This window comes from Seohaeicola nanhaiensis (genome assembly GCF_042654245.1).
Classification (GTDB): Bacteria; Pseudomonadota; Alphaproteobacteria; order Rhodobacterales; family Rhodobacteraceae; genus Seohaeicola_A; species Seohaeicola_A nanhaiensis.
The window spans coordinates 459,801-472,733 of sequence record NZ_JBHSGI010000033.1 but is presented as its reverse complement, the minus strand read 5'-3'; the positions used below and the strand labels follow the sequence as shown (position 1 = coordinate 472,733).

The following is a 12,933-nucleotide window of genomic DNA, read 5'->3' as shown; positions in this document are numbered from 1 at the left end:
AAACAGGAGGGGGGCCATGCGGATAGCCGATCTGGGAGATGTCCGGTTGCACTATCGCATCGACGGCGACCCGCAGGGCGCACCGGTGGTCTTCGCCAACTCGCTCGGCACCGACCTGCGCCTCTGGGACAAGGTCCTGCCGCTGCTGCCCAAGGGGCTGAAATTCATCCGCTACGACAAACGCGGGCACGGTCTCTCGTCCGAACCCGGCGCCCCCTACACAATGGGCGCGCTGGTGCGCGACGCCGAGGGGCTGCTCGACCTGCTGGACGTCAAGGACTGCGCGTTTGTGGGCCTGTCCATCGGCGGGATGATCGCCCAGGGTCTGGCGGTCAAGCGGCTCGACCTCGTGCGGGCCGTGGTCCTGTCCAACACCGGGGCCAAGATCGGCACTGCCGAGATGTGGAAACAGCGGATTGATGCGGTGAATGCGGGCGGCATCGAAAGCCTGGCCGACGCGGTGATGGAACGCTGGTTCTCCAGGGGGTTCCGCGCCACGCCCGAACTCGAAATCTGGCGCAACATGCTCGTGCGCCAGCCTGCCGCCGGCTATGCTGGCTGTTCCGCCGCGATCTCGGGCACCGATTTCTACACCACCACCGCCAGCCTGCGCCTGCCGGCGCTCGGCATCGCGGGCGACGAGGATGGCTCGACCCCGCCCGATCTGGTGCGCGAGACCGTCGACCTGATCCCCGGCTCCAAGTTCCACCTGATCCGCAAGGCCGGACACCTGCCCTGCGTCGAACAACCTGAAGAATACGCGGCGGCGCTGACGACCTTCCTCAAGGAGGTCGGCCATGTCTGAGACTTACGAGCGTGGCATGAAGGTGCGCCGCGAGGTGCTGGGCGACGCCCATGTCGACCGTGCCGAGGCAAACAAGACCGACCTCGACCTGCCGTTCCAGTCGCTGATCACTGAAGGTGCCTGGGGCACTGTCTGGGCCAGCGACGCGATCAGCCGCCGTGAGCGGTCGATGCTGACCCTTGCACTCCTGGCAGCAATGGGAAATTTCGAGGAAATTCCGATGCATATCCGCGCCACCGCGCGGACCGGGGCGAGCAAGGCCGACGTGATGGAGGTGTTCCAGCACGTGGCGATCTATGCCGGGGTGCCCAAGGCCAACCACGCGCTGAAACTTGCAAAGGCGACCTATGCCGAGATGGAGAACGACGCATGACCCTGATGCCGCGCAACCGCGCCAACCATCCGCTGCCCTATGCGCCGGCCTACAAATCGAGCGTGCCGCGCAGCCCGCGTCTGGCCCTGATCTCGGGCAGCGCGACCGCGACCGAACAGACCGGACCGGTTTTCGGCCATGACCTGCTGGGCGAACTCGACAACAACCTGATTCTGAACTTCACCGGCCAGCCCGCCATCGGCGAGCGCATCATCGTGCACGGCCGCGTGCTCGACGAGACCGGGCGCGGCGTGCCCGGCGCGCTGGTGGAGATCTGGCAGGCCAACGCGGGCGGGCGCTATCGCCACAAGAAGGACGGCTACCTTGCCCCGCTCGACCCCAATTTCGGCGGATGCGGGCGCACGATCTCGGCCGAGGATGGATCGTACGAGTTCCTCACCATCCGCCCCGGGGCCTATCCCTGGCCAAATGGGGTCAACGACTGGCGGCCGATGCATATCCACTTCTCGGTGTTCGGCCAGAGCTTCGGCCAGCGGCTCATCACCCAGATGTATTTCGAGGGCGATCCGCTGATCGCACGCTGCCCGATCGTCAACACGATCCCGGACAAGGCGGCGATCGACCGGCTGGTCGCTCCGCTGGACATGGGCCGCGCGCTGCCGCTCGACTGTCTGGCCTACAAGTTCGACATCGTCATCCGCGGCAACCGCCAGACGATGTTCGAGAACCGCATGGAGGGTTTGTAAGATGGTGCAACCGCTGGGATATCTGCCAGAATCCGCCTCTCAGACCGCCGGCCCCTATGTGCACATCGGCTGCACGCCGAATTTCGTGGGCATCCACGGGATCTACGCCCAGGATCTGGGCGCGGCCCCCTTCCCGAAGGATGCGCCCGGCCAGCGGATCACCCTCACCGGCGTCGTGCGCGACGGGGTGGGAAAGGCACTGAACGACGTGATGGTCGAATTCTGGCAGGCCGATGCCGATGGCAAGTATGGCCCCGGCGCGCAGGGTTTCGCGCGGCGCGCCTCGAACTTCGAGACGGGCGAATGGGAACTGACCACCGTCAAGCCCGGCGCGGTGGGCAACATGGCGCCCCATATCGGCGTCTGGATCGTGGCGCGGGGCATCAACATCGGCCTGCAGACGCGGCTCTATTTCGAAGGCGACGACCATTCGAAGGATCCACTGCTGACCCGGCTCGAGCATCAGAACCGCCGCCAGACGCTGATCGCGAAGGACACCGGCAACGGGACCTTCCGCTTTGACATCCAGTTGCAGGGCGAAGGCGAAACCGTCTTCCTGGACATGTAGTGGCCGATTTCCTTCTGATCCACGGCTCGTGCCACGGCGCGTGGTGCTGGCGTGACGTGATCCCGGCTCTGGCCGCGCTGGGCCATGATGCGCGCGCCATCGACCTGCCGGGCAACGGCGCCGACACGACGCCGCACGACCGCGTGACGCTGGCCGACAGCGCCGCGGCCGTACTGGCGGCGTCGACGCCTGAAACCGTCGTGGTGGGTCATTCCTGGGGCGGCTTTCCGATCTCGGCGGCGGCCGAGGCCGATCCGGAGGGAATGCGCGCCCTGATCTACCTCTGCGCCTATATCCCGGTTCAGTCGGGTCTCAGCATGGTCGACGTGCGCAAACGCGCGCCGCGCCATCCGATCCTGCCGGCTGTCCGGCGCAGCGCCGACGGGCTGAGCATGACGGTAGACCCCGCCCTGGCCACGGGCATCTTCTACAACGACTGCGCGCCCGATGTGGCCGACCGCGCGGTCGCCCAACTCTGCGCGCAGGCGCTGCCGCCGCAGACGACACCGCTCACCGTGACCGAGCGCTTTGCCTCGGTGCCGAAATCCTACATCGTCTGCCGGGACGACCACTGCATACCACCCGAATACCAGGACGAGATGACCGCCGACTGGCCCCGCGACCGCGTCCACGAGATGGCCACCGGGCATTCTCCCTTCCTGTCCGATCCGCAGGGCTTGGCCGCCCTTCTCTCGCGCATCGCCGAGGCCGGCTGATGGCAGGCTCGGTCTTTGACAGCGCCCTCTACGGGCGCCTCTTTCCGGCGGGTGACGTCGGACGCCTGTTCACCGACAGCGCCGAGATCCGCGCGATGCTGCTGGTCGAGGGCGCATTGGCCAAGGCACAGGGCGCGCGGGGCATCATCCCCGCCGACTCCGCCAAGGCGATCCAGCGCGCGGCGATGGAGGTACTGATCGACCCCGCCGCCATGGCGGGCGCAACCGCGACCAACGGCGTCAGCGTCCCGGCCCTGGTCACCGAGTTCCGCAAGGCCATGGCCGCGCCCGAACACGCGCAATTCGCCCATTGGGGCGCGACCAGCCAGGACATTTCCGACAGCGGTCTCATGCTGCGCCTGCGCCAGGGCCTGGCGCTGATCGAAACCGACCTGCGCGCGACCCTCGACGCGCTGGCCACTCTGGCCGAGGCCCACGCCCGCCTGCCGATGCCTGCCCGCACCTACGGCCAGCACGCCACCCCGACCAGCTTCGGCGCCGTCGTCGCCGGATGGGGCAACCCGCTCCTGGGTCTGCTGGGCGAACTGGACGGCCTGCGCCGCGACTGCCTGCTCGTCTCGCTGTCCGGCGCCGCCGGCACCGCCGGCGCCCTCGGTCCCGAGGCCCCGGCCCTGCGCGCCGATATCGCCGCTGCGCTGAACCTTGCCGATCCGGGGCGCAGCTGGCACGCCGACCGCACGCCGATCCTGCGCATCGCCGACTGGTGCGTCCGCGTGACCCTTGCCCTTGGCAAGCTGGGCGAGGATGCCACCGAACTGGTGATGACCGGCATCGGCGAAATTGCCCTCGGCGGCGCCGGTGCCTCCTCGACCATGCCGCAGAAACAGAACCCCGTGGCGCCCTCGGTGCTCGTGGCCCTGGGCCGCCAGGCCAGCGGTCTGATGGCGACGCTGCACGGCGCGGCCATGCCGCGCCATCAGCGCGACGGCGCCTCCTGGTTCGCCGAATGGCTCTGTCTTCCCCAGATCGTACTCGGCGCCGCGGCGGCCGTGAGCACCGGCAAGGCGCTGGCGCAGGGCACTACCCCGGCGCCGCAGGCCATGGCCCGCGCCCTGTCCGAGGGACTGGACATGATCCATGCCGAGGCAATGAGCTTTGCCCTCACCGACCACCTGCCCCGCCCCGAGGCACAGGCCGCCGTCAAGGCGCTCTGCCGAGAGGCGCTCGACACGCAGACGCCTCTCTCCGCTCTGGTCGCCCGCGACTTTCCCCAGATCGACGCCGCCGTCTTCGACCCGTCTCGTCAGCTAGGCCAGGCCCCCCAAGAAGCCACGGCCTTTGCCGCGGCCGTGCGCGCCCTGATCTGACCCCCATGCGCCCGGGGACCCTGTTCATCGTTCTGACGGTGGTACTCGACGCAATGGGCATCGGGCTGATCATGCCGATCATGCCCGACCTCATCCGCGAGGTGCATGGCGGCGATCTGGCCAATGCCGCCCTCTGGGGCGGCGCGCTGGCGACCGCCTTCGCCCTGATGCAGTTCCTCTTCGGCCCCGTGGTGGGCGCGCTCTCCGACCGATATGGCCGCCGCCCAGTGCTGCTGGTCTCGCTGCTGTTCATGACACTGGACTATCTGGTGATGGCGCTGTCCGGGTCGATCTGGCTGCTGATGCTGGGCCGCATCGTCGGCGGCATCACCGCCGCCACCCATGCCACCGCCTCGGCCTATATGGCCGATGTGTCGCGCCCCGAGGACAAGGCCGCCAATTTCGGACTGATCGGCGCGGGGTTCGGCATCGGCTTCGTACTCGGTCCGCTGATGGGCGGGATGCTCGGCGAATACGGCACTCGTGCCCCCTTCTATGCCGCCGCTGCCCTGTCGGCGCTGAACCTGCTGTTCGGCTGGCTGGTCCTGCGCGAGACGGTGACCGACGCGATCCGCCGCCCCTTCGCTTGGCGGCGGGCCAACCCTCTGGGCGCCTTCCGCCAGATCGGCGCCCACCCCGAACTGCGCCAGCTTCTGATCGTGTTCTTCCTCTACGACCTCGCCCTCTATGTTTATCCCTCGGTCTGGAGCTATTTCGGACAGGCCCGCTTCGGCTGGACGCCGCAGCTGATTGGCCTGTCGCTGGCGCTCTACGGCATAGGCGCGGCGGCCGTGCAGATCCTCTTGATGCGCTGGCTGATCGCTCGCCGGGGCGAACGTGGAACGGCGGTGCTGGGCATCGTCTTCGAGGGGCTCGCCTGCGTCATGCTGGCGGTCGTGACCTCCGGCCCGCTGGCGCTGATCCTGACGCCCATCGCCTCGCTTGGCGCCGTGGCTATGCCGGCGCTGCAGGGAATGCTCTCGCGCCGCACCGGTGCCGATGCGCAGGGCGAGCTGCAGGGTGTCATCGCCAGTGTTCACGCGATGGCGGCCATTCTGTCGCCGCTGATCATGACCACGACCTTCGCCGCCTTCACGGCCGAGGGCGCGCGCGTCTTCTTCCCCGGTGCCCCCTTCGTTCTGGCCGCGCTGCTGCTGGGCCTGTCGATCCTGGTCATCTGCCGGACACCGCCCGCTGCGGCCTGAGCCACGTTTCACCCTTGCGGCACGAGCCAGTCCCGCTAACCTGCGCCCAGCAATCCGAGGAGACCGTCATGCAAACCATCCGCGCCGCCGTGTGCCACGAGTTCAACACGCCCCTGGTCATCGAAGAGGTGCATCTCGCCGCGCCCGCACGCGGGCAGGTCGAGGTCGAGATCGACGCGGTGGCGATCTGCCATTCGGACATCTCCTTCCAGCAGGGCGGCTTCGGCGGCCATTTGCCGGCCGTCTACGGCCATGAGGCCGCGGGCCGGGTGACGGCGCTGGGCGAGGGCGTCAGTGGCATCGCGGTCGGCGACAGCGTCTGCGTGACGCTGGTGCGCTCCTGCGGCGGCTGTCCCTCCTGCCAGTCGGGCCACCTGACCACCTGCGAGACGCGCCACGACGACACCGCCGGGCCGCTGACCACCGCCTCAGGGGACAAGATGCTGCAAGCGATGGCCTGCGGCGCCTTCGCCGAAAAGGTGGTTGTGGATCAAAGCCAGGTCGTGACGATCCCCGACGACATCGGCAAGGACGTCGCCTCGCTGATCTCCTGTGGCGTGATCACCGGCGTAGGCGCAGCGGTCAACGCGGCCGGGCTTCGGGTTGGCCAGGATGTGGTGGTAATCGGCGCCGGGGGCGTCGGGCTGAACGCGATCCAGGGCGCGCGTATCGCCGGAGCGCGGCGGATCGTGGCCATCGACATGCTGGACGAAAAACTCGAGATCGCCCGCGAATTCGGCGCAACCGATACCGTCTCGGCCCAATCGGCCAAGCCCTGGGCCGATGTGAAGAAAATTCTCGGCCGCGGCGCCGACGTAGTGTTGGTGACGGTCGGCGTCGCAGCCGTCTACGACCAGGCGCCGCGTTATCTGGCCAACTCGGGCCGCGTGGTCATGGTCGGTATGCCCCACGGCGACCAGAAGTCCAGCTTTTCCCCGCTCATCCTCGCCGACGCCGGCCAGGGCTATGTCGGCTCGAAGATGGGCAATGTGGTGATCAAGCGCGACATCCCCTGGATGATCGACCTTTACCGGCAGGGCCGGCTCAAGCTCGACGAGCTGATCTCCGGGCGCTGGTCGCTGGAGCAGATCAACGAGGCCATCGCCGACACGCTGGGCGGCGCGGCCAAGCGCAACGTCATCGTCTTCAAGCGCTGAGGGGTCAGAGGGGGCTTTGCCCCCGCCGCCCGTTCCGGGCGGCCCCCCAGGATATTTCAGGCAAGAGGAAAAGCGGGCCCCTTTTCCTCTTGCTCCAAATATCCTCGCCGAAGGCATCGCGCCGCAGGCGCGACGGGGCGCAGCCCTCGCCCCGGTCTTCAGTCCCAGAGATCGGTCGAGAGATACTTGAGCCCGCTGTCGCAGATGACCACGCCAATAGCGCCGCCGCACTCTGCTCCCCCCAGCAGGTCAAGTGCAGCGGCCACGTTGGCGCCGGCCGAGAACCCGGCAAAAATCCCCTCGACCCGCGCCAGATCGCGGGCCGTCTCCCGCGCGGCTGCGCCGCTCACGGTCAGGAACCCGTCCACCGGTGCCCCGCGCATCTGGGTGAGGTCGCCCATGGCGTAGCCCCCGCCCTGGATCGGATGCGCAGGGTCGGTGACGGCGCCCCCAGCAATGGCCGCAGCGCCCTCTGGCTCGACGACATAGCCCCGCAGCGCAGGGTTCAGCCGCTTCAGCGCGCGGATCGTGCCGCCATAGCTGCCACCCGAGCCGGCGAAATCGGCAAAGGCGGTAAGGCTTCCCCCGCTATCGCGCCACAACTCCGGCCCCGTCGTCGCCTCATGCGCCGCCGCGTTGCCCGGATGATTGAACTGATCGGCGCGGAAGGCGCCTCGCTCAACAGTGATCCGCTGCGCCTCGGCCTCGACCAGCGCGAGGTCCGCGCCCGACACTTCCCCTACCCGCGATCCCTTCGCCTGGTCGACCAGCACCACCTCCGCCCCCAGCGCCCGCATCATGCGAGCGCGTTCGGGCGAGTTGCCCCGGCTCATCACCGCGATGAAGGGGTGGCCCATCTGGGTGCAGACGATGGCAAGGCCGGTACCCATGTTGCCGCTGGTCAGCTCGACCACCGGCTGACCGGGTGCCAGCGTCCCGTCTGCCGTGGCCGCCCGGATGATCCCCAGCGCGGCCCGGTCCTTCTTGGAGAATCCGGGGTTCAGATAGTCGAGCTTCGCCAGGATCCGCCCCTCGACGCCGTGCGCGGCGCACAGCCGGTCCAGCCAGACCGAGGGCGTGTTGCCGATGACGTCGAGGATCGACTCCATCAGGTCCAGTCCAGCACGACCTTGCCGCTCTGCCCGGATTTCATCGCCATGAACCCCTCCCGGAAATCGTCCACGTGGAAACGGTGCGTGATCACCGCCGAAACATCCAGCCCGTTCTGCAACATGGCGATCATCTTGTACCAGGTCTCGAAGATCTCGCGCCCGTAGACCCCCTTGATGGTGATGGCCTTGAACACGATCCGGCTCCAGTCCACCGGAGACTTGCCTGGCGGGATGCCCAGCATGGCGATCCGACCGCCCATCGTCATCGCCTCGACCATCTGGTCGAGCGCCTGCTGATTGCCCGACATCTCGAGGCCCACGTCAAAGCCCTGCTTCATCTTCAGCCGGGCGATGGTCTCCTTCAGATCCTCCCGCGCCACGTTCACCGGCACCACATCCGCCACCTTCGCGGCGAGGTCGAGCCGCGCCGGATTCACGTCGGTGATGACGACATGCCGCGCCCCCACATGGCGCGCAACCGCCGCCGCCATGATTCCGATGGGTCCCGCGCCGGTGATCAGCACATCCTCGCCCACCAAGTCGAAACTCAGCGCCGTATGCACCGCGTTCCCGAGCGGGTCGAGAATCGCCCCGATCTCGTCCGGGATCTCGTCGGGCAGCGGGACGACGTTGAAGGCCGGCAGACGCAGATACTGTGCAAAGGCCCCCTGCTCGTTCACCCCGATCCCGCGCGTGGCCGGGTCGAGATGGAACTTGCCGGCCCGGCTCTGGCGCGAGGTCTTGCCGATCAGGTGCCCTTCGCCCGAACAGCGCTGCCCGATCTCCAGCCCCTCGACGTTCTTCCCGATCTCGACGATCTCGCCGGCGAATTCATGCCCGGTGATCAGCGGCACGGGCACCGTCCTCTGCGCCCAGTCATCCCAGTTCCAGATGTGGATATCGGTGCCGCAAATGCCCGTCTTGTTGATCCGGATCAGCACATCGTCCGGGCCGATTTCGGGTACAGGCGCGGTCTGCATCCACAGCCCTTCGCGCGGTTCGGCCTTGACGAGGGCTTTCATTTCATTGGTCATTTTCATCCCTCCTTAGGGCCAGCCAGATCCAAGTCACACCAGCGGCGCGATTTTGGCCCTGATGTGGATCAGGGGTCTCCTGCCGCACCAGCCGAAGCCCGGCCGCAGCGAGACGGTCGACCTCGGCGGTCGCCTCCAGCGCGACAACCGGCTGGCCCGGATGCTCAGGGCCATGACGCAGCGACAGAAGGATCAGCCCGTCTGACCGCAAGAGCGCGGCCAGCCTGCGGGCGGCGCGGTCGCGCTCGGCGTCGCCGAGATGGTGCCAGACCGCATTCACCACCACCAGGTCGAAGGTCCGGGCGCCAAGGCCGGGCAGGTTGGGCAGGATGTCGTCCATCCATTCAAGCGTCGCACCGTGGCGGGTGATGCCGGCGGCGCGCAGGCCCTCGGTCGGCTCTACGGCGGTCACTGCGAGGCCGCGCGCAGCCAGCCAGGCAGCGTCGCGCCCGGTGCCGGTGCCGATATCGAGCGCGGTGGCGCCGGCACCGGGTAGCAGGTCGAGAAAGGGCGCGAAGATCTGGTCGGCGTTCACCGCCTCGTAGGCCTCGATCAGCCTGTCGGCATTGCCCGCATAAACGGCAAGCGCGGCCTTGCTGAGATCGGTCATCGGATCACCCCGCAGGCCGAACCGGCGGATTTGAATGCCGCGAGCGCCATGTCCAGGTCCGCCCGGGTCAGCGCGGCATTCATCTGGGTGCGGATGCGCGCCTTGCCATGCGGCACCACGGGGAAGAAGAAGCCGGAGACGTAGACGCCTTCCTCGAACAGCCGCGCCGCCATCTCCTGCGCAAGCCGGGCCTCGCCCAGCATGACCGGAATGATCGGATGCTCGCCCGGCAGCAGGTCGAACCCCAGCGCTTCAAGCCCCGCACGCCAGTAACGGGCGTTCTCGAACAACTGCGCGCGCAGGTCGTCGCCCGCCTCCACCAGCTTCAGCGCGGCAAGGCCGGCGGCGACAATGGCGGGTGGCAGCGAATTGGAAAAGAGATAAGGCCGCGCGCGCTGGCGCAGCAGGTCAATGACAGGTTGCGGCCCCGCGATATAACCGCCGATGGCTCCGCCCAGCGCCTTGCCCAGCGTGCCAGTCAGGATATCCGCCTGCACTCCGGCGTGGGCCGGCGTGCCGCGCCCCTGCGGCCCCATGAAACCGGTGGCGTGACAGTCGTCCACCATCACCACGGCGTCATACCGGTCGGCCAGCGCGCGGATCTCAGCCAGCTTCGCCAGATAGCCGTCCATCGAGAACACGCCGTCTGTGGCGATCATGACAGTGCGCGCGCCCTCGGCGCGGGCCTTCTTCAGCTGCGCCTCCAGATCGCCCATGTCGGAATTGGCGTAGCGATAGCGCCGCGCCTTGCAAAGACGGATGCCGTCGATGATGCTCGCATGGTTCAGCGCGTCCGAGATCACTGCGTCCTCCTCGCCCAGCAGCGGTTCGAACAGGCCGCCATTGGCATCGAAACAGGCGGCGAACAGGATCGAATCGTCCGTACCAAGAAACCGCGCCAGCGCGGTTTCCAGTTCGCGGTGGATGTCCTGTGTGCCGCAGATGAACCGCACCGAGGCCATGCCGAACCCGCGCCGGTCCATCTCTTCGCGCGCGGCGGCGATCAGGTCGGGGTGGTCGGCCAGCCCGAGATAGTTGTTGGCGCAGAGGTTCAGCACCTCGCGCCCCTGTACGGTGATATGACCGCCTTGAGGCGACGAGATCAGTCTCTCGCGCTTGGTGAGGCCGTCTGCCTCGATCTGGGCGAGGGTCTCGGTGAGACGGGACAGAAAGGCTTGGGACATCGCGGACTCCTTCGAGCTACTTCTACCATTACGGAGGCGATTCCGGAATAGGGGAAGTTCTTTTTGACGGAAGATAATCCGTGAAAACGGATTCCCCCCTCCTTTCGACGCCTTTGCTAACGCTGCGGGCGCATGGGGGCTCTGCCCCCGCCGCCCGTGCCGGGCGGCCCCCCGAAGGTATTTGGAAACCAGAGAAGGGCCAGGCCCTGTGCGGGTGTCCTCAGGCGTCCTTGACCACCAGCAAGGCGCGGGCCGGGCCGCCGGTGGCGGCGATCCGGTGGGGGACGTCGGCGGCATATCGGGCGGAATCCCCCGTCTCCAGATGTGTTTCGGCGCTGCCCGAGGTGACGCTGACCCGGCCTTCGATCACCGTCAGCTGCTCGCGCGCGCCCCGCGCATGAGGCTGGCTGTCGAGCACACCCCGGTCCGCAAGGATCAGCTCGTAAAGCTCGTGATGCCCTGCCTCTTCGGGGGGCGACAGGATGCGGATGCGGCAGCCCTCGCCCCGATTGTCGATGGTCGGCGCCTCGGCGGCGCGCAGCACGTCGATCCGGTCGCGCGCGGCCTCGCCATCCAGCAGGCCAGCGAAATCGACCTGCAGCGCACGCGTCAGGTTCCACAGCGTGGCGATGGTCGGACTCGATTCGCCCCGTTCGATCTGGCTGACCATCGAGCGCGAGACGCCCGAAAGATTGGCGACCGCCTCGAGCGACAGCCCCTGCGCGCGCCGCGCCTCCTTCAGGCGGGCGGGCAAGCGGTTCAGGATATCGTCGGCGCTGTCCGTCATGGCGGATTTGTCGTGCCTGCGGCGCCTTCTGTCAACGTCCGGCGGCCGTTTGACGCCACGGCACAGGCTCTGGCGCCGCGCTGCGGCACCGCGCATACTTTGGCGAATCGATGAGGAGACGAGACATGACGGATATCGTGATTCTGGACGGCGCGCGCACCGCCATCGGCAGCTTTGGCGGCGCCCTGGCCAGCACCGCGCCCACCGACCTGGCCACCGTGGCGACCGAGGCGGCGCTGGAGCGGGCGGGGGTCGAGGCCGGCCAGATCGGCCACGTGGTGTTCGGCCACGTCATCAACACCGAGCCGAAGGACATGTATCTGTCGCGCGTAGCGGCAATGCAGGCCGGCATTCCCGAAAGCACCCCGGCAATGAACGTGAACCGCCTCTGCGGGTCGGGCGCTCAGGCCATCGTCTCGGCGATGCAGTCGCTTTTGCTGGGCGACGCCGCCTTCGCCCTCGCCGGCGGCGCCGAAAGCATGTCGCGCAGCCCCTACATCATGCCGGCGGCCCGCTGGGGCCAGAAGATGGGTGATATCAAGGCGCTCGACATGATGCTGGGCACGCTGAACTGCCCCTTCGGCACCGGCCACATGGGTATCACCGCCGAGAACGTGGCGGGCGAGCATCAGATCACCCGCGACGATCAGGACGCCTTTGCGCTGGTCTCGCAGCAGCGGGCGGCGGCAGCCATCGCGGCCGGCTACTTCCAAAGCCAGATCGCCCCGGTCGAGGTGATGGTGAAGCGCGAGAAGGTGCCCTTCACCGTGGACGAACACCCCAAGCAGACCACCGCCGAGGCGCTCGCCGGTCTGCGGCCGGCCTTCAAGAAGGACGGAACCGTGACCGCCGGCAACGCCAGCGGCATCAACGACGGTGCCGCGGCGCTGGTGCTGGCGACGGCCGATGCGGCCGAGAAGGCCGGGCTGAAACCCAAGGCGCGGATCCTCGGCTATGCCCATGCCGGCGTGCGTCCCGAGGTCATGGGCATCGGCCCCATCCCCGCCGTCCAGAACCTGCTGAAGAAGATCGGGCTGACGGCCGGGGATTTCGACGTGATCGAAAGCAACGAGGCCTTCGCCGCCCAGGCCATCGCGGTCAACCGCGAACTCGGGCTGGATACCGGCAAGGTCAACCCCAACGGCGGCGCCATCGCGCTCGGCCACCCGGTCGGCGCAACCGGCGCGATCATCACCATCAAGACGCTCTATGAGCTCGAGCGCACCGGCGGCAAGCGCGGCCTCATCACCATGTGCATCGGTGGCGGACAGGGCATCGCTCTGGCAATTGAACGTCTGTAGGAGATCGGGCGGGGGCAATCCCCCGCGTTGCAAGCGATAGGCCGGG

The 12,933-nt window shown here is 67.9% G+C and carries 14 protein-coding genes; 9 read left to right on the top strand and 5 right to left on the bottom strand.

The window, feature by feature from the left end; all coding sequences use genetic code 11:
- Nucleotides 1-16 precede the first annotated feature (16 nt).
- From pcaD to ACFO5X_RS23475, 8 genes are all read left to right on the top strand, one after another.
- Nucleotides 17-805 (top strand): 3-oxoadipate enol-lactonase, encoded by a 789-nt coding sequence (gene pcaD / locus ACFO5X_RS23510; protein WP_380722168.1) that lies wholly within the window; start codon nucleotides 17-19, stop codon nucleotides 803-805.
- Nucleotides 798-1,178, top strand: a complete 381-nt coding sequence (gene pcaC / locus ACFO5X_RS23505) for a 4-carboxymuconolactone decarboxylase (RefSeq protein ID WP_380722166.1) — start codon at nucleotides 798-800, stop codon at nucleotides 1,176-1,178. Before pcaD ends, pcaC begins: the two co-directional genes overlap by 8 nt.
- Nucleotides 1,175-1,885, top strand: coding sequence for a protocatechuate 3,4-dioxygenase subunit beta (gene pcaH, locus ACFO5X_RS23500; RefSeq protein WP_380722164.1), 711 nt, complete (start codon nucleotides 1,175-1,177; stop codon nucleotides 1,883-1,885). Before pcaC ends, pcaH begins: the two co-directional genes overlap by 4 nt.
- Nucleotide 1,886: 1 nt before the next feature.
- Complete coding sequence (gene pcaG / locus ACFO5X_RS23495; protein ID WP_380722162.1) at nucleotides 1,887-2,453, top strand: protocatechuate 3,4-dioxygenase subunit alpha; 567 nt, start codon at nucleotides 1,887-1,889, stop codon at nucleotides 2,451-2,453.
- Complete coding sequence (locus ACFO5X_RS23490) at nucleotides 2,453-3,169, top strand: alpha/beta fold hydrolase (RefSeq protein WP_380722160.1); 717 nt, start codon at nucleotides 2,453-2,455, stop codon at nucleotides 3,167-3,169. Before pcaG ends, ACFO5X_RS23490 begins: the two co-directional genes overlap by 1 nt.
- Nucleotides 3,169-4,497: a lyase family protein gene (locus tag ACFO5X_RS23485; protein WP_380722158.1), complete on the top strand. Its 1,329-nt coding sequence runs from the start codon at nucleotides 3,169-3,171 to the stop codon at nucleotides 4,495-4,497. The genes ACFO5X_RS23490 and ACFO5X_RS23485 overlap by 1 nt, the downstream gene beginning before the upstream one ends.
- 5 nt (nucleotides 4,498-4,502) lie before the next feature.
- Entirely contained in the window at nucleotides 4,503-5,702 is a 1,200-nt protein-coding gene (locus ACFO5X_RS23480; protein ID WP_380722156.1) for a TCR/Tet family MFS transporter, read from the top strand.
- Nucleotides 5,703-5,770: 68 nt separating this feature from the next.
- Nucleotides 5,771-6,859: a Zn-dependent alcohol dehydrogenase gene (locus ACFO5X_RS23475; protein ID WP_380722154.1), complete on the top strand. Its 1,089-nt coding sequence runs from the start codon at nucleotides 5,771-5,773 to the stop codon at nucleotides 6,857-6,859.
- 158 nt (nucleotides 6,860-7,017) lie between these two features.
- On the opposite strand, the gene ACFO5X_RS23470 is transcribed toward ACFO5X_RS23475, so the two are convergent.
- From ACFO5X_RS23470 to ACFO5X_RS23450, 5 genes are all read right to left on the bottom strand, one after another.
- Nucleotides 7,018-7,968 (bottom strand): PLP-dependent cysteine synthase family protein, encoded by a 951-nt coding sequence (locus ACFO5X_RS23470; protein ID WP_380722152.1) that lies wholly within the window; start codon nucleotides 7,966-7,968, stop codon nucleotides 7,018-7,020.
- Nucleotides 7,968-9,005, bottom strand: a complete 1,038-nt coding sequence (gene tdh / locus ACFO5X_RS23465; RefSeq protein ID WP_380722150.1) for an L-threonine 3-dehydrogenase — start codon at nucleotides 9,003-9,005, stop codon at nucleotides 7,968-7,970. The genes ACFO5X_RS23470 and tdh overlap by 1 nt, the downstream gene beginning before the upstream one ends.
- Nucleotides 8,995-9,615 (bottom strand): class I SAM-dependent methyltransferase, encoded by a 621-nt coding sequence (locus ACFO5X_RS23460; protein WP_380722148.1) that lies wholly within the window; start codon nucleotides 9,613-9,615, stop codon nucleotides 8,995-8,997. The genes tdh and ACFO5X_RS23460 overlap by 11 nt, the downstream gene beginning before the upstream one ends.
- Nucleotides 9,612-10,799: a glycine C-acetyltransferase gene (locus ACFO5X_RS23455; protein ID WP_380722146.1), complete on the bottom strand. Its 1,188-nt coding sequence runs from the start codon at nucleotides 10,797-10,799 to the stop codon at nucleotides 9,612-9,614. Before ACFO5X_RS23455 ends, ACFO5X_RS23460 begins: the two co-directional genes overlap by 4 nt.
- 220 nt (nucleotides 10,800-11,019) lie before the next feature.
- The gene (locus ACFO5X_RS23450) at nucleotides 11,020-11,586 is read right to left on the bottom strand and encodes a helix-turn-helix domain-containing protein (RefSeq protein ID WP_380722144.1); all 567 of its coding nucleotides are present in this window, start codon (nucleotides 11,584-11,586) and stop codon (nucleotides 11,020-11,022) included.
- A gap of 125 nt (nucleotides 11,587-11,711) precedes the next feature.
- Between ACFO5X_RS23450 and ACFO5X_RS23445 the strand changes: the two genes are divergently transcribed.
- Nucleotides 11,712-12,887 (top strand): acetyl-CoA C-acyltransferase family protein, encoded by a 1,176-nt coding sequence (locus tag ACFO5X_RS23445; RefSeq protein WP_380722142.1) that lies wholly within the window; start codon nucleotides 11,712-11,714, stop codon nucleotides 12,885-12,887.
- Nucleotides 12,888-12,933: the final 46 nt, after the last annotated feature.